This window comes from Halocatena marina, from assembly GCF_023276375.1.
GTDB lineage: Archaea > Halobacteriota > Halobacteria > Halobacteriales > Haloarculaceae > Halocatena > Halocatena marina.
The window spans coordinates 249,748-270,165 of sequence record NZ_JALLPK010000001.1 but is presented as its reverse complement, the minus strand read 5'-3'; the positions used below and the strand labels follow the sequence as shown (position 1 = coordinate 270,165).

Here is a 20,418-nt window from a genome sequence, read left to right as displayed (position 1 = left end):
AGGCTATGAGTGCCGATCGAAGAATGTATCGAGCCGTGAGAGCCCCGCAGTCAATGCTTCGCTCGGTAATCCAAATCCGATACGGAAGCGATTGGGATAGCCGAATGCATCACCCGGCGCGAGGACCACGCTTTCCTCGCGGACGACGCGCTCACAGAACGACATCCCCGTCGCAAATCCGTCTGGGACGGTCACGAATCCGTTTACACCGACGGGATCATACCAGTCGAGGCCGTGTCGGTCCAGAAACGCGCGCGTGGTTTGCCTATTCTTATGGGCAAGTGTACGGTTCGTGGTGAGGATCTCGCGTTCGTTCTCGGTGTCGAGTGCCTGCTGGGCGATGTGTTGACTGAGGGGCGATGGTGAGATCGTGGTGTAGTCTTTCCAGTTCCACGCTGCGTTGATGATCTCCGGTGGCCCAGCGAGCCACCCGAACCGGAGACCGGCCAAGCCATAGGCCTTCGTCAAACTCGTCGTCGAAATTCCGTACTGACCCATACTGGCTACTGGGGGAATTGGATCCTCCGCGAGCAGTCGATACACCTCATCACACAGCAGATACGCGCCGTGGTCGGCTGCAATCTCATACAGTGCTTCGATGGTCTCTTGAGAGTGATATCGTCCTGTCGGATTGTTTGGATTGTTTACGACGATAAGCGATGTGTCAGGACGTATGGCTTTGGCGACTGCGTCCGGATCGAGCGTCCATTCTGGTGGTTCCAAGTCGACGCACGTGACATCGGCAAGTGACTCCGGCACCGAGTGAAGCGACTGGTAGGTCGGCGTGACGACGACAGCGTGATCGTCATCGTTCAAAAGGGAGAGAAACACGAGGAAGTTGGCTTCTTGTGCTCCGCACGTGAACAACACCTCGTCCGCAGTACGGCCGTACCGTGCCCCAACCTCAGCACGGAGTTTAGGCTCGCCGTTGGTCGGTATCACATATCCGAGATTACCGGGATCGAGGTCAAATCGAGATGCAGGAAGACTTCGGATACCGCTTTCGGCAAGCATAATGTCGGCTTCGTGCTCGTGGGCGGCAAACCAACGCTCCAGCGTGAATGGCTCGATATCCATGCTGGCCATTCGTTGAAGGAGTAGAAAAACATCCGTATATACGGATTCTCACCAACTATGAACGTACTGTTATCAATTGAGCGTACGCTCCCTGCTCAAAGAGATCGCGGAAGTTATCGCCAGTCTTGAAGAACCGCTGCCTCGGAAACTGGCATCGTAAGCCAAGCTCCATCCCGGGAAACGTCGGCAATGACGAGCTGGTCAGAATCGACAGACACCATCACCTCACTGTCGCCGCGCGTATCCGACGCCGGGGCCGAGTCTGGAACCATGTCGAGTAATTGTTACCACAACGATATAAACGTAACGAAACGGGCCGTCCATGGTCGCACGACGTGAAGCCATTGGGCCGACGGTTGTCGGTCCGCACGAGACCACGATTGACCGAAGATAGTGGATTAATATAGACACATTGTGTGTGTCTCTCCTGTCCACGTCACGCAGCACCAAGGTGTTTACAGCCCATTAGTGTGTGAGTGAAACGGCATTTTCACTTATAGCTAGTTATTAACTGGATGCTGGTTTATTGATGGGATGTGCATGTATATGCCACACATATCGAGAGAACTCTGTGTAGCATCCCTGCATCGCCGAAAGAGGACTACAATGGAAAAATCACATACCAGACACAATGTCAGAAGAACAACGGCAAATTTATCACCAAGGATCATTGAGATGGTGGTGGAATGACAGACGATACCGGGCTTTCACGACGGAAGTTTTTGCAGGCAACCGGTGGAGCCGCCGCTGCGGTTTCATTTGCAGGATGTCTCGGCGGAGACGGCGGTTCGGGTGACGGGAACGAAAGCGGGACTGACGGTGGGACCGACGGTGGCGGTAACCAAGAACCGCAGAAGGGTGGGACCCTGAACCTAATCAGCACGGGAACGATTGATACGTTCGATCCGGTTGCAGCTGCCGATACCGCGTCCGGAGAAGTCATTCAGCAGGTTTTCGACCCACTGATTAACTACCCCAACGGGCAAGTCGAAACGAAACCACTGCTCGCCGAAAAGGTGGAAACGAACGAAGACAACACGACATACACGTTCACGCTCCGGGAGGGAGCGAAGTTCCACGACGGCAGCGACGTCACTGCGAAGGACGTTGTCTACTCCTTCGAACGGCTCGCCGGATCGCCACACACTGTCCGCGCAGACTTCATTCTCGGTTCGATGGGTGTGACCCACGAAACCGACTCCGAAGACAACTACAAACCGGGATCGCTCGGTGTCAGCGCGAAAGACGACAAAACGGTCGAAATGAAGCTCGAACGGCCGTTCCACGCGGCACTCGAGCTCCTCGCGTACAGTTCATTTTCTGTGGTACCAGAGGGTATCGTCGGCTCGCTTAAGGAAGAAGGGACGGTGGACAAACCGAGCAAGCAGTACAATGAATTCGCCAACAACAATCCGGTTGGTGCTGGCCCCTTCAAATTCAAACACTGGAACAAACAGGAGGACGCAGCAGTCACTCGGTTCGAAGACTACTACGGGGAAGGTCCGTACGTCGATGGCGTCCACTGGCAGGTAATCGAGAAGGACTCGGCGGCATTCAATTACGCGATTGAGAAGAAGGCCGACATTTTCAGTATTCCGACTGCAAAGTACGACCCAGGGAAGGTTTCCGTCGAAAACACGGACGATAAACAGCGAAAAACCGGAACGTACGGACCGATTCAGAACGGCGAGACGGTCAACTACATGAAGATCCCAGAAGTCGGGACCTTCTACATTGCGTTCAACGCACGGAACGTGCCAAAGCCTGTCCGACAAGCGGTCGCATACGTCCTAAATCCGGAAGCGATTCGCGAGCAGGTCAGGAAAAAGCGATCGCCAGCAGCCTACCATCTCATGCCGGAACTCATCTATCCCGGTGGGAAGGAGGCGTACGATAAGCACGTCGAAAATAAGTACCCCTACAGCGCCGGAGAGAGCGATATCGAAAACGCAAAGAAGGTGATGAAGGAGGCTGGATACGGCTCGAACAAGCGTTTCAAGCTCAAGTTCACCCACTACGAGTCGGAAGTGTACAGCCAGATTGGGAAAATCCTCCAACAGCAGCTCAAAGGTGCGTTCATCGATCTGTCAATCAAGCAAGCGAAGTTCCAGACGCTGATCCAGAGCGCAGAAAACGGCAACAACGAGCTGTATTCGCTCGGATGGATCGCCGACTGGCCGAGACCAGACAACTTCATGAAGCTTCTGTACCCACCGAACACCCACACCGGTAACCCAGCTTCCTATACGTACCTGAACTGGGGCCGTGATTCACCAACGAAGGCCTCGAAGAAGGCCAAAACGGCGTTCGAAACGGTTCAGAATAATCTCCAACCGACCGAGCAAGCTACGAAGAAACGAGAGCAAGCGTACGTCAAGATGGAGGAGGCGAACTGGGAGGATGCGATGGTTCTCATGACGCATCACAGCGCGACAGAGCAGTTCTACTACGACAACACCAACTACAAGAAGTTCGGTGGAATGGGTCGGTCGCGTGGTAAATTCAACGATACTTGGAAAGAACAAAGCTAGACACGGTAGCGTTCTAACGCATCGCTTCCGGTCGTTTTTCGAAGTGCGGATAACCACCTAAACGAAAGAGACAATTGCCACAAACAGAAATGCTGCAACGTATGACTTTGAGACTCCCACGCGCACTGAAGGGTGAACGCCCGTGAGTCGGTGGAGTTACTTCCTTCGACGGTTGGTGCTCGCCATCCCAGTGCTTTTCTTTGCGATGTCGATCATCTTCCTGATCATTCGCGCCGGGCCGCTCGATCCCGTCGCGGCGATCCTCGGACAGAATCAAGACCCACAGGTAGCACACCAAATGAGGGTCCAGATCGGTCTCGTCCGTCCCGACGGGACCCCAGTGCCACTCTGGGAGCAGTATATTAAATTTATGACTGACCTCGTTACATTCAACTTCGGCCAAACGTGGGTCATCAACCGCGGTACGAATGCGCTCGATCTGATCGCGGCGCGCGCTCCGGTGACGATCTGGCTCGGGTTCTGGTCGATCCTCATTGCACTATTCGTCGGGATTCCACTAGGATTCTACGCGGGATTGAATCCCAACACGCTGTCTGATTACACCGCGTCGTTCAGTGGTATCATCTGGCGAGCGATGCCGAACTTCTGGCTCGCAGTCATCCTGGCGAGCGTTCTCGCGAACTCGACACAGCTATCTCAAGAGATACTCGGTATCACGTTCACGTGGCAGACGTTTATCGTCGAAACGGGCGTCATTGGGACGCCAGAGCTCACTGATTTGGGCGATCCGACCCGGCTGATCGCGGCGATCAAGTGGATTCTTCCAGCCGCGATCGTGCTCGGATCGGCGTCGATGGGGAACGAGATGCGGATCGGGCGGACGGCAGTCCTCGAAACGATCAACTCAAACTACGTCGAAACGGCACGCGCAAAGGGACTGACGAACAGGGTCATCGTCTGGAAGCACATCTTCCGGAACGCACTCATCCCACTCGTGCCGGTCATTTCGGCCGAAGCGTTCCTCCTCATCGGTGGCTCTGTGCTCGTAGAGTACGTGTTCGGTCTCAACGGACTCGGGAAGCTCTCGTTCCAAGCGATCAACCAAGGAGATATGCCCTTGGCGGGGGCGCTCCTGTTCATCTTCGCCGTCTTCTTACAGATAGTGAACATCCTACAAGACTTCCTGTACACAGTGATCGATCCACGAATCGGGTACGAGAGTTAGAATAATGAGTGACACATCTACATCAACGACTGCGACCGTAACTGAAGAGGTCCCATTCGTACAGCGTGTTCGGGCGAACCCTCAGCCAGCACTCGTCTGGGGAGTCGTGCTGATCGCGCTACTCGCACTGCAGATCGGTGCGATTGCGTCGGTGACCGTCATGGCGCTTTCTGGTCTTACAGGGAGTATCGCGGGCGTTGCAAACGGGTTGTTGGGCGGTCCGGTCCTCCCCTCAGTCGGGAGCGCCATCGCAGGTTCGCTCAACGCAGCGGCAGGTGCTGCTGACAGTCTCCCATCACTACTGTCTCGGAATTTCATTCCGAATCAAGGATACCAGACGCCCAATGGCGCGTGGCATGGAACGTTCCTCGGACTGGAGCCGATGCTTGCGTGGCTCATCCGTGTCGTATTAGTGTATACCTACATGTTCGTCCTTCTTTGGTGGATCTGGAGAGGGTTTGACACCTACGTCAACGCCTATCGACTCGCAGACTGGACGCCGCGCGACGATATGGTTCGTCGGATGCGGACCCATCGCTGGGGTCAGTTCGGGCTGGTTATCGTCTTGCTGTTCGTCGGGATGGCGATTTTCGCCCCGACGATTAGTCCAGCGACGGCCGAACAGAACATCTACGAGATGACCTCCCATCAAATCGAGTACTACGATGCCGATGATGGAGAAGTAGACGAGATCTCCGTGCTCAACGCGAATCTTGCGTCGGCATCTCAGGGAGCCGGTTCGACGAACATCGGATTCTGGCAGTACGATGAGTACGATCGATTCCATCCGTTCGGAACACTGTCGAATCCCGGTGCGGACTTATTCACCTTCATGGCATACGGTGCGCGGCTATCGCTGGTTATCGGGTTGCTTGCCGTCAGTATTAGTGGTGTTATGGCCGCTGGCTTCGGGATGCTCACAGCGTACTACAAGGGTGCGATCGATCTCTCGGTCGTCCTCGTGAGCGACTCGATCCAGTCGCTCCCGGGGATTCTCCTGCTCATCCTCGTCTCAGTGGTGTTTCAGAGCCACTGGTTAGGGCAGATTTACAACGGCGGATTCGTGATCGCGGTCGCGTTCGGAGTGATCTACTGGCCGAGCCTGTGGCGATCGATTCGTGGTCCGGCATTCCAAGTGTCAGAACAAGAATGGGTCGACGCCGCAAAGAGCTACGGTCAGCGTTCGACGACGACAATGCGAAAGCACATGCTCCCATACATCCTCGGCTATCTCTTGATCTACGGATCGATGACGATTGGTGGCATCATCATCGGCGTTGCTGCGCTGTCGTATCTCGGCCTCGGTATCAACCCACCAACACCGGAGTGGGGACGCGCTATCGCTGCAGGACAGGACTATGTAACAGGCCCAGCGTGGCACATGGCACTCATTCCGGGAGTCCTCATCGTGATCGTCGTGACGGGATTCAACGCACTCGGTGACGGAATCCGTGACGTGCTCGATCCGGAGAGCGAGGGCGAAGACTCGGCCAATGAAGCAGCCGCAGCAGCTGGAGGAGGTGCGTAAGCATGAGTGTTCAGATCACAGAGCAACCACTACTCGCCATTGAGAATCTCCAAACGTCGTTTTTCACTGACAAGGAGACGATCCGAGCGGTTGACACCATCAATTTCGAAATTCAACGGGGAGAGACCGTCGGTATCGTCGGTGAATCTGGCTCGGGAAAGAGCGTGACTGCCCGGTCGATCATGGGACTGATCGATTCACCCGGTCGGGTTGTCGGTGGAAGCGTTCGGTTCGGTCACGAGCGGACAGTCGAACGACTCGCCAATCGATTTCCAAAACGGACGGTCGATATCGACGAACTCCGAAACGAGCACGACGTGGAAACCCTCATCGAACGCCTGTTCGATCAGGGCGTTTCACCAGCAAAGCTAACAAACGATAAAGACTACCGGAATCGGAGTACTGCAGACGTGGATGCAGTCGAATTGGTGCGAGAGAACGCAGTCACGATGCGCACCCTCGTTGAGCGTCGATTCACCGAACAGCTCGGGATAACGGACGGGAACGACTTCATCGTTCGTTCTGAGGACGGTGGGTACGTCGATACGACACACGCGCCCGAAGATGCCCTCAGAATGATCCGAGGGAACGGAATCGCGATGATCTTTCAGGATCCGCTCACCTCGTTGAACCCGGTGTACACGGTTGGAAACCAGATTAAAGAGGCACTCCGACTCCATCAGGGCTTGCGAGGAAGCGAAGCGCACAAAGAGACCATTCGTCTGCTCGAAGACGTTTCGATCCCTGATGCACGACGACGCGTCAGCGAGTATCCCCACGAATTTTCCGGCGGGATGCGCCAGCGCGCTATCATTGCGATGGCGCTCGCGTGCAAACCCGATTTGCTCATCTGCGACGAGCCGACGACCGCGCTCGATGTAACGATTCAAGCCCAGATACTTGAACTCCTGATGGACATTCAAGAAGAGCGTGATCTCGCAATCATGTTCATCACGCACGATATGGGTGTTATCGCCGAAATCGCAGACCGCGTGAACGTGATGTACGCGGGCGAGTTGATCGAGAAAGCACCCGTTGAGGAACTGTTCGCGAATCCGAAACATCCCTACACGCAGGGGCTGCTCGAATCGATACCGGGGCGGAACACGGACGAAGACCGGCTCCGAACGATCGAGGGCGACGTTCCAACACCGAACGAAGAGCCGACGTACTGTCGGTTCGCGCCCCGGTGCCCGAAGGCATTCGATGCCTGCGATACCGTCCATCCATCGAACGTGGACGTAAGTGAGACCACAGCGGATCATACGGCAGCCTGTCTACTCTATCCCGACAACATGTCAAAAGAAGATGCTGTCGAACATCACCGAACGCTCGGTAACGGTGACGCCAACGGAGGGGATCAGCAATGAGCGAAGAACTACTCACACAGCAACAACGCACTGACGAAGGTGAGCCACTGGTCGAGGTACGGGGATTGAAAACGTACTACGATACGGGTGGATTGCTCGGCTCACAACCCGTCAAGGCAGTCGACGGGGTCGATTTCACGATCGACCGCGGCGAGACACTCGGCCTTGTTGGTGAATCAGGCTGTGGAAAAACCACGCTTGGGCGAACGCTGGTCCAACTCGAACGCGCAACAGCGGGAGACGTGCTGTTCGATGGGCGCGATGTCACAACACTCTCCGGAACAGAACTAAAGACGTGGCGACGGGACGCCCAGATCGTCTTCCAAGACCCAGAATCGAGCCTCAATCACCGGATGACGATTGGTGAGATCATCAGAGAGCCGCTCGATGTCCACGGGTGGCCGAACTTCACTGTCAGCGTCGAGGACAGCCGTAATCGGTCGGTGACCGTTACCGGCGATGGAACACTCGCCGAGGAAGACGACCGATCGGTCGATATTATTGTCACCCCGGACGGGCCGACAGTCAGCGTTCGTGAGGCGCTTCCAATGACCGAAGAAGACGTGGAGGTCTCGGTCACCGATTCGAATGACTCACTGAAAGTATCCGTCTCTGTCACTAAATCGAAAAATCGACTCCGACGCGCGCGTGTTCGAGAATTGTTACAGACGGTCGGTCTTCGAGAAGAACACTACTTCCGGTACCCACACCAATTTTCGGGAGGACAGCGCCAACGCGTCGGGATTGCGCGCTCACTCGCACTCGAACCGGAGTTTGTTGTGCTCGATGAGCCAGTGAGCGCGCTGGATGTGTCCGTTCAGGCGAAAATCCTGAATCTCCTCGAAGATCTCCAAGAAGAGTTCGGACTGACGTATCTGTTCATCGCCCACGATCTTTCTGTCGTTCGTCATATTTGTGACCGAGTCGCTGTGATGTATCTCGGGCATATTATGGAGATCGGAGAGACCGAAGAGCTGTTCCAAAACCCGAAAAACCCCTACACGTACTCGCTGTTGTCGGCAATTCCGGATCCGGATCCAACATCGACGCGTCGACGCGTTACGCTGCGAGGAACACCACCCAGTCCGCGCGATCCGCCGACTGGCTGCCCGTTCAGTACGCGATGTCCGGTGAAGATCCGTCCGGAAGCGTACGCAGATATCGATGACAACGTGTGGGAGGGAATTGAACTCCTGCGCGAAATCCTTCGTGAGCGCGAGCGGGCAGAGACAGGGCTTCGTGATCGGACGAAGGAACTGTTGGGGATGAAAACGCGCTTTGATGACATCATCGAGGTCGTCGAAGAGGTGTTCGTCCGGGACACGGAGGTCACAGTGAGCGACGAAGCTGGAGAACAAGACGGGAACGAGATGGGAACATCGGAACGACTCGATGCTGCGCTTGATGGCGTTCCCCCGGAGGTTCGAACACACATCGAACGTGCAGTCGAACTCATTAGGAACGACAAGGAGCAACAAGCCAGTGCGCTCCTCGCTTCGGAGTTCGACACCAGCTGCACCCAGGAGAAGCCCAAACACCACTCCGTGAGTGAAACGGGTCGAACGAGCTTCTGTCACCGACATCAACCGGAATACGAAGAACCAGAACCGGTGTTCGAACGGATACTCGACTGATGACTACCGGCGAGGGGGTGCTTTGGAGACGACAGGCATTAGACGCGATCGTCTACGCGATCGTCGTCACGGTGATCGTCGTGATCGGTTCGATTGTGGTCAGTTTCACCCTCGGCGGAGGATGGATTGGTGTGAAATACATCCTATTCATCGTTGGGATCGGTCTATTTGGTGTCGGAACGTTCAAACTCCGACCGACAGCGCCGTGGCGCGACAGCGAGCTGGTATCGACAGACAGCGATCGAGCGTCGTGGATACAGATGCGTATCGAACAGATTCCACCACTCGATCAGTACGGCCTTCAGCCGAATGACCGGATCTCTGACGGCGTGAAGATACTTTTTGCAAGCATTCTTATTTTGATTGTATCATTCGCGCTTGAGGTTTTCTTCAGTGTTGCGCGCTGAAGTGGGGAGGACTTTAGTGCCTGAACACTACAGATGTCAGTATGACCGAAATGGGTGAAAACGAAAGCTATGCTGAAAGATTCGCTGGCTCGTCCGAGCAGGCCAAGAACGCGTGGGAGGCCACTATTCAGGATATGAAAGGGATGGCAGCAGAGCTCGAAGAGGGAGGCTGGTCGACGACAGCGATCGCGGCCGTGGATACTGCGCCGAACTCCCCGGAAGTTGGTAACCCCGATCGATTCGGGTTCGTTTACGTGATCCCAGACAATTTCGCTGATCAGTTCGTAGACGTATTCGATAGAGGACACGAAGAAGGAGGCGAATTCCAGGAGTACGAGGTGTACAGATCTGAAGTCGGAGAGCACGTGTTCCAAGTAACGGTCCTCTACGACGAGCCGACAGCGAACGCCATCTTGCTCGCTGGATCGTACGAACTGATTAACGCACAGGATCTGATGCGCGCGGCCCTCGATCAGGGGGCAATGTTCACCCATGTCCAAACACTCGATCAGACGGCTCTCGGGAGCTTCCAACACGAAGGCTGGGAACACTTCTTCCCGAACGCGAGACAACGGCTGGATGAATAACACGGAGTCTAAATAGCACAACACGGCGAAGACGCCCAAGCCGGATGGGAGCTGTGCGTGCCGGACGGTCTTCCCGCATGTGTAAGGCCTTTGTAGTCTGACGGCTACGGTGCGATATGGACGTAACTGACGTGATGACACCGCGCGAGGACCTGGTCACGGTGTCAGTTCCGGGTACGCGCGATGACGCACTCGAACACCTTCGAAGTCGTGAGTTCTCCTCGGTTGCCGTCGTGAAGCACGAGGACGGTGATGAAGCGTTTCGTGGACTCATTTCCAGAGAGGCATTGATCGAAAACCCCGATGAAGATCAGCTCGCACTCCTCGTCGAGGAAGGTCCGACGACCACGGTTGGGACGAGTCTCGAGGAGTTGGCTTCACTGATGCGCGAGACGCGCGCGCGACGAGTGCCGGTCGTCAACGGCAACAGTCTCAACGGCATCATCACGATTACCGATGTCATCCGAGCCATTGCTGAGAGTAACGTCGATGGCGAGAAGTCGGTCGGAGACCTCGCAACGCAGTCGATCAACGCGATCTACAGCGACACGCCGTTGCACGTCGCAGAGCGAGAGTTGCGCTACGCCGGTGTTCCCTACGCGATGGTGCTCGACGACGAGGCAGAGGTCACCGGCATTCTCACCGACGCGGATCTAATCGCCATCGCTGAAATCGTCGAGGGAGAAGAGGAGACAGGAGGCGCCATTGCGGGCGACGACGAAGAATGGATGTGGGAGAGCATCAAGACGGTTGGCAACCGCTATTATCCGACGCGGAACGTTGAGTTCCCCGAGGGAACTGCGGCGGACTTCATGAGTGAGGATCTGATCACAGTCTCGCGCGCGAAGACAGCGCGCGATGCTGCGCGGCTCATGCTCCGACACGACATCGAACAGATTCCGCTCGTGAGTGGTGGCGAGCTCGTCGGCATCGTCCACGATATGGACCTTCTGAGTGCACTATGAGCAAAGAACTCGTCGAACTCGCAAAGCGCCGTGGTTACTTCTTCCCAGCTTCTGGCGCATACGGCGGTACAGCTGGCTTCTACGTCTACGGCCCACAGGGTGCAGCACTGAAGCGCAATCTAACGGATGCGTGGCGTGAGTGTTTCGTTACACAGGAGGGCCACATGGAGATCGACGCGCCGACGGTTATGCCCGAAGCAGTCTTCGAAGCCTCTGGCCATCTTGACGGCTTCGATGATATGATCGTCGAGTGTCCCGAGTGCGAAGCGAGCCACCGCGCAGACCACCTCGTCGAGGATGCGACAGAGATCGAGGACGCAGAAAGCATCCCGATTCCCGAGATAGAAGAGCTGATCGCCGAGGACGATCTCCAGTGCCCGAACTGCGGTTCGTCACTCGCAGGCGTCGAAGTGTCGGCGTTCAACCTCATGTTCGGTACGAACATCGGCCCTGGCTCGTCCTCACCGGGCTACCTCCGTCCCGAGACAGCACAAGGCATCTTCGTCGAATTCCCCCGCCTGAAGGAGTACGCGCGCAATCAGTTACCGTTCGGCGTCACACAAATCGGACGAGCATACAGAAATGAGATCAGTCCGCGACGATCGATTATTCGAGTACGGGAGTTCACCCAAGCCGAACTGGAACATTTCATCGATCCGGAAACGGACGAACCATCGTTGTCCGAAGTGGCAGACGTTGAGGTACCGTTGTACTCCGCAACAGCACAGGAGAGCGACAGTAGTGGTGAAATCGAAATGTGGTCGATCGGAGATGCCGTCGAGGAAGGCGTTGTCGATGAGTGGATCGCCTACTACCTCGGCGTGGCAGCGAACTGGTACGATCGGATCGGTGTCGATATGGATCGCTTCCGCTACCGCCAGCACCGACCGAACGAGCTTTCGCACTATTCGAGCGACTGCTGGGACGCAGAGGTTGAACTCGACGGCAACTGGATCGAACTCACCGGCTTTTCCTACCGAAGTGATTACGATCTCTCAAAACACGGGTCGTACTCCGATGAGGAGTTCACCATCTTCAAACAGTACGACGAACCGATTACTGTCGAGCGACCAACGGTCGACCCAGACATGAGCGTTCTCGGTCCCGAATTCGGTAGTGCAGCCGCGGCTATCACCGACGAGTTGGAACGGCTCGCACAGGAACGCCCCGATGCGTTCGATACAGAGCAGGTGACTGTCTCTGTCGACGGCGAAGAGTACGCGGTTCCAGTTGACGCGACAGGATTCGCCGTCGAAGAGGTGACAGAATCGGGCGAGCATATCACGCCACACGTCATCGAGCCGTCGTTTGGTATCGACCGACTCATCTACACCGTGCTTGAGCACGCATACCAGGAGGATGAGGTCGACGGTGAAGAGCGGACCTCGCTGGCGCTTCGTCCCGATATCGCACCGACCACAGTCGGTGTCTTCCCACTGATGGCCAAAGATGGCCTGGCAGACCGAGCCCAAGAGATCGTACAGTACCTTCGCAACGCTGGATTCGAGGTAACCTACGACGACTCGGGCGCGATCGGTCGACGCTACCGGCGACAGGACGAGATCGGTACGCCCTACTGCGTCACGGTGGATTACGATTCACTCGACGATGACACCGTCACCGTCCGCGAGCGCGACTCGACCGAGCAAGAGCGTGTTTCGGTCGATGAACTAAGCGCGCACTTGACAGCGCGACTGTCCGATCAGACGGATACGTAGATGCAGCCGGAGGTTGAGCGTCGTCTCGTTCACGCATCTGGGGTGTCCCTCCCACTTGCGTACGTCATTGGACTTTTCACGTGGGATCAGGTACGGATGTGTTTTGTGCTCGGAACGCTCCTTACACTGACGCTCGAAGCTCTCCGGCTCTCTGGTCTGATCGAGTGGAGCATCTTCGAGACGCTCACTCGTGAGTACGAACGCGACCATCTTGCGGGATACGCGCTGTACATGTTCAGCTCGACCGTCGTTGCACTCATATTCCATCCGTCTGTGGCGCTTCCCGCGTTATTGATGCTCATGATTGCTGATCCCGTGATCGGTCTCCTCAGCTCCAGTGAACCAGCAACTGTGAAACCGGCATACATCCTGTTTTCGATGTTCGGCATCTGTACGCTCATTGCTCTCCCGTTCGTGGACATTATCCCAGCAGTCTGTGGAGCTATCGCTGCAACAGCAGCCGACGGGGCAAAGCCAATTATCGCTGGATACGTCATCGACGACAACCTCACGATCCCAATGGTAGCAGCACTGGCAATCGCCGGGAGCCATCACCTGTTGGTATCTCTTCCACCGATTGGCTGAGAATCGACCCTGGAAATTTCATCCGCATCATTTCGACACAATGCTTTTATTCATGTTAGATATTCACTATACTATTTCACTTCCACACCGGTACGAGAACGTTTATGCGGTAGAGACGACAGGATACAGATAATGGCGGCTGTCGACGAGGGACCCAATCTCGATCACCCGTTGCTGACGCCCGGACTGCTTGAGCGCCGCGAATACCAACTTCAGCTGGCTGCGACGGCAACCGGAGACCATACACTCGTCTGTCTCCCGACCGGGCTGGGGAAGACAACAGTGAGCCTGCTCGTCACTGCCCACCGACTGCACGACAGTGGGATACGTGTTTCAAATCCCGCTGCGTTGGACTCCTCCACCGATTCTACGTCCACCTCCACCTCCACGTCTACGTCTGACTCTCGGTCGGATGCCGTAGCCGAGGATTCTGAATCGGGGCAAAAACGCAAGTCGTTGTTGCTCGCTCCGACGAAGCCACTCGTCCAGCAGCACGCAACGTTCTACCGCGAGGCACTCGGCGTTCCTGACGACGAGATTGTCGTCTTCACAGGAGCGGTCAGCCCGGATGATCGTTCGGAGCTCTGGGACCAAGCGCGAATTGTCGTTGCAACGCCGCAAGTCGTTGAAAACGATCTCGTCGGCAGCCGAATCTCTCTTCATGACGTTGTCCACCTCACATTCGATGAGTGTCACCGTGCGACTGGTGATTACTCGTACAACTACATTGCAGAGCGGTATCATCAGGATGCTGCGGACCCGCTCGTGACAGGGATGAGTGCCTCACCCGGTGGCGACAAAGCGGAGATTCTGACTGTGTGTTCGAATCTCGGTCTCAGAGAGGTCGAGGTAATGACTGAGACGGACTCGGACGTGAGTACATTCACGTATCAGACTGAGGTGGAGTGGGAGCATATCGAACTCCCCGAAGAGATACTCACGATTCGTGATTCGTTGAAATCGGTGATCGGCGACCGTCTCGAACGGCTGAAACAGCTCGGTGTGACGGACACGACCAGACCGGGGATGTCACAGAAAGACTTGAACCGGATACGAGCGAAACTCCAGCGACTGATCGATTCGGGAAAGTCTGAGGGATACAAAGGGATGTCCGCCCACGCGGAGATCATGAAACTCCGGCGTGCGGTCGAACTTGTCGAGACTCAGAGCGTCGAGTCGCTTCGGCGGTACTTCGAACGACAGCGCAACGCTGCGCGCTCGTCTGGAGCGTCGAAAGCCGCACAGCGATTTGTTAGTGATCCCAAAGTGAAAGAGTCAATGCGTCGCGTCGAGGAGTACGACGATCTGCACCCGAAGTTCCGGCGTGCACGTATTCTCCTGGCACAGACGCTCGGCGTCGAGGATGGTGAGCGTATCATCGTCTTCACCGAATCTCGTGACACAGCAGAGACGCTGACCGATTTCTTCTCTGATCACTTTTCGACCCGGAAGTTCGTCGGACAGAGCGACACGGAGGGATCGGACGGGATGACACAGACCGAACAGCAGGAAACGCTCGATGCGTTCCGCGCTGGAGAGTTCGAGGTGCTCGTCTCGACATCGGTCGCAGAAGAAGGTCTTGACGTTCCAGAGGTCGATCTCGTGTTGTTCTACGAGCCGGTGCCAAAGGGCATTCGCTCCATTCAACGCAAGGGACGAACTGGACGCGGACGCGAGGGACACGTGGTGGTGCTCCTCGCAGAAGACACACGTGATGAGGCGTTCTTCTGGATCTCCCGACGGGAAGAAAAACGAATGGAAGAGGAGTTACGGGCGCTCAAAGGCGTCGTCAACGAGGTGAACAGCGAACTCGGACAATCGGCGCTCGATGGCACGGAGGAAGAACAAACGGACGAAATGACTGGCTCAGAATCCGACCACGCTGCTGCAAAGCGTGAGAAAGAAAGCGCCGGACGAAATGGCGAAAGCGAGCAAAGAGAGACCACACAAAACAACGCACAACAAGCGGGACAATCCGGGTTAGACGCATTCGTCTCGTCGGGTCCGGATGACGAGTCGGACGCCAAAGGGAGTGAAACAGAGACCCCTGTCCCATCCGCTGGAGAGGCCGATGCGGTCGAAATCGTTATCGATCAGCGAGAGCTCGATGCGACCATCGCTCGTGAACTTTCGAAACGCGAGGATATCACGACACGACTCGAAACGCTCTCCGTGGGCGATTACGTCCTTTCGGATCGGGCCGTCGTGGAGCGTAAAACCGTTGAGGATTTCCTCGACACGCTCGTGGGGAGCGACCGTTCGTTGTTTGAGCAGGTCCGAGACGCCGCGCGAAACTACTCCCGACCAGTCGTCGTCCTCGAAGGTGACAGACTGTACGAACGACGGAACGTACACCCGAACGCAATCCGGGGTGCGTTGGCGTCGCTCGCCACCGATTTTGGCGCAAGCGTTCTTCAAACGCGTGATGAGCAAGAGACGACAGAGATGCTTGAGGTCATTGCGCGCCGTGAGCAAACGGATTCGGACCGTGAAGTGAGTGTTCACGGGGAAAAAAGCGCGAAGACGCTCGCAGAACAGCAGGAGTACGTGGTTAGCTCGGTCGCAGAGATCGGTCCGGTGACGGCGCGTGCGCTGCTTGAGCACTTCGGCAGTGTTGAGACCGTCATGAGTGCTTCCGAAGAAGAGCTCATGGACGTATCAGGTGTTGGAGAAGTGACTGCGGACCGGATCAGGGAAATCGTTGGGAGCGAGTACACATAACGATAGAAACACTTCACATATCGTCGTTACTGTTGTCTGAGGAACCACCGCTAATCGTGAGACTGCAGTGTTTTTGAGGCACGATCACATAGGATACGAAGATATATCTCCGAGGATTTATTACGGGGTTGGGGTAATAACACGACGTATGAGCGGGAGTAACACGACAGTATTTGAAACGAAGATCGACTTACTCGATCTCTCGATAAGCAAAAGGGCAATTCTTGCAGGGGCGACGCTCGGGATCCTTGTCAATATGAGCGCACTGTTGATTCCAGTCCTCAACTACGTCGGTGGCGGCGTCATCGCAGGCTTCGTAGCTGCGTACATCGTCGGTGGGCCGCGTGGATGGCTGCACGGAATTATCGCCGGGATCATCGCGGGGCTCGTCGGCGGGACGAACGCTGTACTCGTCGGTCAGTTATTCGGTATCATCGAACCTCCATCGCTGATGCAGGACGCTGTCGGGATCATCGCTCCGCAGTTCAGCGGGATGGGGACGATAGGCTCGCTGCTCATTATCCTCGGGATTGCCGGTTTCATCGTTGTCGATAGCATTATCGGCGGGATGATTGGCGCCCTGCTACGGACAGTCGTCAATTCCGCGTTCAGACGCTGATCATGTTTCAGGATTCAGAGTGCGTGCCGAATGAGCTGTCGGCGTGGCAGGTTCCTCAGCGACCAGCCATAATAAATCACCCAGCCATTCCTGCAAGAGACTTTTACCACATGAGGAATGGGAGAGGATATGGAACGTAACATACGGTCGCTGTTCTCGTTCGATATCGGTATCGACGAGATCGAAGGAATAATCGGGGCCAGCCTGTTCGGAGCGTTGCAAGCCAACCTTATCCTCCATTTTCATCCCGATGGTCTCGAAGCAGTCAAGATGCTCGGTGCGACGGTGCGTGAGCCGACACTGACCGGAGGAGCACTACTGCTTTTCGTATGTGGAGTACTGCTTGGACTTCCATTTCTCGCGTTTGCCTCCGGATCAGTCAACTCGTTCGTTACGACAATCATCGCGCTGTCGAGTAAGAGCACACTGTTGCAGAAGCTTCTCGTTCCACTCCTCAACATTTCTGCGCTCGGTGTGACTCTTTTCGCTCTCGGGCAGGTCTATGGTCTCGCCGTTGGGGTCGTCTTCTACGGATTCGGAGTTCCCCTGTGGCTCTCGCTCATTGGTTACAGCGGTGCATACGCGCTTCCCTCTCTTGGACTGATCCCCCTGTTTGCCTGGATGACCTACGGTGGAATGATGGGTCTCGTTTACGGCGTGATTATGGAACGGTGAGTGTTCGGTTACAATCAAGGACGCTATCCGAACAACTGAGAATTTCCGGACTCTTTTCGAGACTGTATGATTGTGTTTTCGATCCGTTCGATACGTGGGAAGCTCATCATCGTGTGATCACGATCGACTGCGTCGTGATGATCACCGAATTGCGACCCGTTCAGAGAATGCCGACCAAGCGAAAGCACGTTCTAGAGAGTCAATAGAGCGGCTATCGATAGTTTCGCTATTTCCACGTTATTGTTCCCCCTATACTTATGTTTCGCACTTGATCATCGAACGTCAGAAGAGAACGACAGGACAAAAATGACAATAGATATTACATCCACTACAGCTAACAATTCTATTAAATAGCCACGTATATCCGGGGCAAAAACTCTAACAGAGAGACACGCAACAGAGACCAGGTCGATGAAAGCCCGTGAGCATTCGGTAGCGAAGCGGGACAACGGGAAAGCATTTCCCTCGTAAGCGGTACGTATAGTCCTTATTCGAACACAACAGGCATATTGTACGACATGCATGCAATTCGGTAAACATATAGGGCTAGACTACATCGACCGTAATCGTACGCGGACTTAATACGGTAGCTATGTACAACAAGCGCACATTCGGAAAGGGCATGGGTGCATCGTTCGCGGTATTGGCGGCAATTGGGTTACTCGTTCTTTCAACGGGAACCGCATACGCCGTCCCTCTCGCCGGGATTGGAGGATTCACCATCCAGGCTGACCAGCTCACCGCTGAATCAGCCCTCATCTACCCAGGTGCTGATGATACCAGCAGTGAGGATGCTTACCCCATGGCCGTTGTCGAACAGAAAGGCGTCACGATCAAAGGCATGAAGCTCATGAAGGAGATCAACGTCGCCAGCATGCCCGGACTCAACGGGAACGCTCGGATCGTCATGACATCTAATGGAGATGTCACGGCGGATCAGCAGATGGTCAAAATCAGTGACCTGAAGGCTGACAAAGCCACCTTCAACCAGCAGGTTATCGATGAATCCAACTCGGACAATCCGTCCGAGTCATTCGGTATTTGGTCGGGTGATGCATCTGAGTCACAAAAGAAGCTAGAGGACGGACGGCTCGTTGACACGAGCAACGATGGTCCGGCCCAGAACTTGGAGAACGCCAACATTACGGCACACTATCTCGCGTCGAGTTCAATCAGTATTCCAGGACTTCATCTTCAAGTCCAATACGATAACGACGGCGACGGGAATTACAGCGAGTAGAGGGGACGAGTAGGAACCTCTATTAAGACACAATTGCATCCCTGGAAGTGAATATGTCAAATTCAAATCGCGGTTTCATGAGCGAACGTCGACAGCGGTTCGGAGACTGGCGAGCCCGTCGTCCGTTCCTTGGCGGCTCGTTACTGCTCCTTGGAAGCGTGTTCATGGCCTACGTGGCGATCAGCTACGGGAAGGACCTCATCCTTGTCGGAAGTTCAACTGCCTTCCTCGGCCTTGTGAGTTCATCGCTCGTCTTCCTGACTGGCGTATTCGCGCTCACGAAGCCCGAGTTCTCGACGATGATCGGTTACGTCGGCGGGGCACTGTCGATCATCTCTCTCATGGGAACACTTGGTGGTCTGTTCATCGGGATGTTGCTGGGTCTGATCGGCTCAAATCTCTGTATCGCGTGGGAATCAGATGAGGTAGAGGAGACAAACCCGTTCGACTGGGGTCCCAATGCAGATTCGGACGAATCAGACGACGATGGTGTCTCTGGGCTTGTGAGTAAGTGGCGATAAAAGAATGTCGAAATATCGACTCCGTCGACGATTGAGGGCACTATTGACGATGCGAGCAGCACTCACGTGTGTGCTTGCGTTACTGGTCGTGTCGAGCGGCAGTCTCGCACTATTCAATCCCGCCGCTGCTGCGCCTGACGGTATCGATGATGAAGCGACGTTTACGGTCCGAACTGGCGGGATCTTCCCACACGCGACTGATGGTGGGCAGATCTGTGCCGAAAAGATCGACGGTGGTGTGAACAAAGTCACCGTCACGGATTCGAAACTGAAGGACGTCGATATATACCTCGGTAAGGAGGGTGGTGTCAAAGCCCACGTTAGTTTCCCCTCCGGCGAAGTGAACGGCGCACTCGTGTTGTACACAAACGGTGAAAACATGTTGGTCAACACGCTTTCGCTGCTGGGAGTCTGTCTCCCACCAGGAGTCCCGAACCCGATGCCAACGACACTCGAAGCCTACTGGCTTGGTGTCGATAACTTAGAAACACAGGGTACGAGGGTTACATCCGGTGGAGACCCACCAGAAGCGGATGGTCCGTCGCTCAAGACGGTACTCGAAACGACCAACACATCTCCCCAAGATATCGGTTACAACAACTCGTCAGATCTCACTGACAGTCTGTTGAACAACAGTTCGGGAGAGTGGGTCGTCAGCGATAACGAGGCCCCGACAATCAACAACACGACGGCTAACGACACAGCCACGCCCACACCCACAGACACTGTAGCGAACAACTCTACCCAAACGCCTGAATCCGCCACAAACACGTCAGAAGCAACTGGTACGGAAACCCAGACTACTTCTAATTCGACGGAACCGGCGGAAACGCAGACAAGTAGCACTCAGACAGCGAGCGACTCGGTGAACGAAACGGCAAGTAGCACAGACACAACGAACACACCTACGGAATCGACGACTACACAATCAAGCACGAACGCAAACGTGGTAACCGCGGATGCGGACGTGATGATGAATATGCATGTCGATGAGAAGATGTCGAAACCGCTCGGGTTGGAGTAGCGGAGCAGAACGACGCTCCCCCGAACGTAT

General features: G+C 55.4%; 18 protein-coding genes. 16 read left to right on the top strand and 2 right to left on the bottom strand.

Going from position 1 to position 20,418, the window contains the following annotated elements; translation table 11 throughout:
• Positions 1–3 precede the first annotated feature (3 nt).
• Positions 4–1,077, bottom strand: a complete 1,074-nt coding sequence (locus MW898_RS01325) for an aminotransferase class I/II-fold pyridoxal phosphate-dependent enzyme (protein WP_248903876.1) — start codon at positions 1,075–1,077, stop codon at positions 4–6.
• Between the two features lie 113 nt (positions 1,078–1,190).
• On the bottom strand, positions 1,191–1,349 hold the full coding sequence (locus tag MW898_RS01320; protein ID WP_248903874.1) for a DUF7556 family protein: 159 nt from the start codon (positions 1,347–1,349) through the stop codon (positions 1,191–1,193).
• A 414-nt stretch (positions 1,350–1,763) separates the two neighbouring features.
• Between MW898_RS01320 and MW898_RS01315 the strand changes: the two genes are divergently transcribed.
• From MW898_RS01315 to MW898_RS01240, 16 genes are all read left to right on the top strand, one after another.
• Complete coding sequence (locus MW898_RS01315; protein ID WP_248903872.1) at positions 1,764–3,608, top strand: ABC transporter substrate-binding protein; 1,845 nt, start codon at positions 1,764–1,766, stop codon at positions 3,606–3,608.
• Positions 3,609–3,750: 142 nt separating this feature from the next.
• Positions 3,751–4,794 carry an ABC transporter permease gene (locus MW898_RS01310; protein ID WP_248903871.1) on the top strand — a complete coding sequence of 348 codons (1,044 nt, stop codon included), beginning with the start codon at positions 3,751–3,753 and terminating at the stop codon, positions 4,792–4,794.
• Positions 4,795–4,798: 4 nt separating this feature from the next.
• A complete protein-coding gene (locus tag MW898_RS01305) occupies positions 4,799–6,322 on the top strand; it encodes an ABC transporter permease (protein WP_248903868.1) in 1,524 nt (507 codons plus the stop codon).
• Positions 6,323–6,324: 2 nt separating this feature from the next.
• Positions 6,325–7,692, top strand: coding sequence for an oligopeptide/dipeptide ABC transporter ATP-binding protein (locus MW898_RS01300; protein WP_248903866.1), 1,368 nt, complete (start codon positions 6,325–6,327; stop codon positions 7,690–7,692).
• On the top strand, positions 7,689–9,326 hold the full coding sequence (locus tag MW898_RS01295; protein ID WP_248903864.1) for an ABC transporter ATP-binding protein: 1,638 nt from the start codon (positions 7,689–7,691) through the stop codon (positions 9,324–9,326). Before MW898_RS01300 ends, MW898_RS01295 begins: the two co-directional genes overlap by 4 nt.
• Positions 9,326–9,733, top strand: a complete 408-nt coding sequence (locus MW898_RS01290; RefSeq protein WP_248903862.1) for a DUF7555 family protein — start codon at positions 9,326–9,328, stop codon at positions 9,731–9,733. The genes MW898_RS01295 and MW898_RS01290 overlap by 1 nt, the downstream gene beginning before the upstream one ends.
• Before the next feature lie 41 nt (positions 9,734–9,774).
• Positions 9,775–10,320: a DUF7529 family protein gene (locus tag MW898_RS01285; protein WP_248903860.1), complete on the top strand. Its 546-nt coding sequence runs from the start codon at positions 9,775–9,777 to the stop codon at positions 10,318–10,320.
• A gap of 116 nt (positions 10,321–10,436) precedes the next feature.
• Positions 10,437–11,285, top strand: coding sequence for a CBS domain-containing protein (locus MW898_RS01280; RefSeq protein WP_248903858.1), 849 nt, complete (start codon positions 10,437–10,439; stop codon positions 11,283–11,285).
• Entirely contained in the window at positions 11,282–13,003 is a 1,722-nt protein-coding gene (gene glyS, locus MW898_RS01275; RefSeq protein WP_248903856.1) for a glycine--tRNA ligase, read from the top strand. Before MW898_RS01280 ends, glyS begins: the two co-directional genes overlap by 4 nt.
• Complete coding sequence (locus MW898_RS01270; protein ID WP_248903854.1) at positions 13,004–13,588, top strand: dolichol kinase; 585 nt, start codon at positions 13,004–13,006, stop codon at positions 13,586–13,588.
• A 132-nt stretch (positions 13,589–13,720) separates the two neighbouring features.
• A complete protein-coding gene (locus tag MW898_RS01265) occupies positions 13,721–16,309 on the top strand; it encodes a DEAD/DEAH box helicase (RefSeq protein WP_248903852.1) in 2,589 nt (862 codons plus the stop codon).
• Between the two features lie 148 nt (positions 16,310–16,457).
• Positions 16,458–16,928, top strand: coding sequence for a hypothetical protein (locus tag MW898_RS01260; protein ID WP_248903846.1), 471 nt, complete (start codon positions 16,458–16,460; stop codon positions 16,926–16,928).
• A 129-nt stretch (positions 16,929–17,057) separates the two neighbouring features.
• Positions 17,058–17,603, top strand: coding sequence for a hypothetical protein (locus MW898_RS01255; protein WP_248903844.1), 546 nt, complete (start codon positions 17,058–17,060; stop codon positions 17,601–17,603).
• 592 nt (positions 17,604–18,195) lie between these two features.
• Complete coding sequence (locus MW898_RS01250) at positions 18,196–18,843, top strand: DUF6230 family protein (protein WP_248903843.1); 648 nt, start codon at positions 18,196–18,198, stop codon at positions 18,841–18,843.
• A 53-nt stretch (positions 18,844–18,896) separates the two neighbouring features.
• Positions 18,897–19,364 (top strand): DUF6114 domain-containing protein, encoded by a 468-nt coding sequence (locus tag MW898_RS01245; RefSeq protein WP_248903841.1) that lies wholly within the window; start codon positions 18,897–18,899, stop codon positions 19,362–19,364.
• A 43-nt stretch (positions 19,365–19,407) separates the two neighbouring features.
• Entirely contained in the window at positions 19,408–20,388 is a 981-nt protein-coding gene (locus MW898_RS01240; RefSeq protein ID WP_248903839.1) for a hypothetical protein, read from the top strand.
• The last annotated feature ends 30 nt before the right edge of the window (positions 20,389–20,418 follow it).

What these genes read in the sequence shown, in the direction of transcription:
- MW898_RS01265 (WP_248903852.1), top strand. Translation starts at nt 13,721, where the DNA reads ATGGCGGCTGTCGACGAGGGACCCAATCTCGATCACCCGTTGCTGACG.
- MW898_RS01245 (WP_248903841.1), top strand. Translation starts at nt 18,897, where the DNA reads ATGTCAAATTCAAATCGCGGTTTCATGAGCGAACGTCGACAGCGGTTC.
- MW898_RS01255 (WP_248903844.1), top strand. Translation starts at nt 17,058, where the DNA reads ATGGAACGTAACATACGGTCGCTGTTCTCGTTCGATATCGGTATCGAC.
- MW898_RS01285 (WP_248903860.1), top strand. Translation starts at nt 9,775, where the DNA reads ATGACCGAAATGGGTGAAAACGAAAGCTATGCTGAAAGATTCGCTGGC.
- MW898_RS01305 (WP_248903868.1), top strand. Translation starts at nt 4,799, where the DNA reads ATGAGTGACACATCTACATCAACGACTGCGACCGTAACTGAAGAGGTC.
- MW898_RS01325 (WP_248903876.1), bottom strand. Translation starts at nt 1,077, where the DNA reads ATGGATATCGAGCCATTCACGCTGGAGCGTTGGTTTGCCGCCCACGAG.
- MW898_RS01250 (WP_248903843.1), top strand. Translation starts at nt 18,196, where the DNA reads ATGTACAACAAGCGCACATTCGGAAAGGGCATGGGTGCATCGTTCGCG.
- MW898_RS01260 (WP_248903846.1), top strand. Translation starts at nt 16,458, where the DNA reads ATGAGCGGGAGTAACACGACAGTATTTGAAACGAAGATCGACTTACTC.
- MW898_RS01280 (WP_248903858.1), top strand. Translation starts at nt 10,437, where the DNA reads ATGGACGTAACTGACGTGATGACACCGCGCGAGGACCTGGTCACGGTG.
- MW898_RS01290 (WP_248903862.1), top strand. Translation starts at nt 9,326, where the DNA reads ATGACTACCGGCGAGGGGGTGCTTTGGAGACGACAGGCATTAGACGCG.
- glyS (WP_248903856.1), top strand. Translation starts at nt 11,282, where the DNA reads ATGAGCAAAGAACTCGTCGAACTCGCAAAGCGCCGTGGTTACTTCTTC.
- MW898_RS01295 (WP_248903864.1), top strand. Translation starts at nt 7,689, where the DNA reads ATGAGCGAAGAACTACTCACACAGCAACAACGCACTGACGAAGGTGAG.
- MW898_RS01270 (WP_248903854.1), top strand. Translation starts at nt 13,004, where the DNA reads ATGCAGCCGGAGGTTGAGCGTCGTCTCGTTCACGCATCTGGGGTGTCC.
- MW898_RS01315 (WP_248903872.1), top strand. Translation starts at nt 1,764, where the DNA reads ATGACAGACGATACCGGGCTTTCACGACGGAAGTTTTTGCAGGCAACC.
- MW898_RS01300 (WP_248903866.1), top strand. Translation starts at nt 6,325, where the DNA reads ATGAGTGTTCAGATCACAGAGCAACCACTACTCGCCATTGAGAATCTC.
- MW898_RS01320 (WP_248903874.1), bottom strand. Translation starts at nt 1,349, where the DNA reads ATGGTTCCAGACTCGGCCCCGGCGTCGGATACGCGCGGCGACAGTGAG.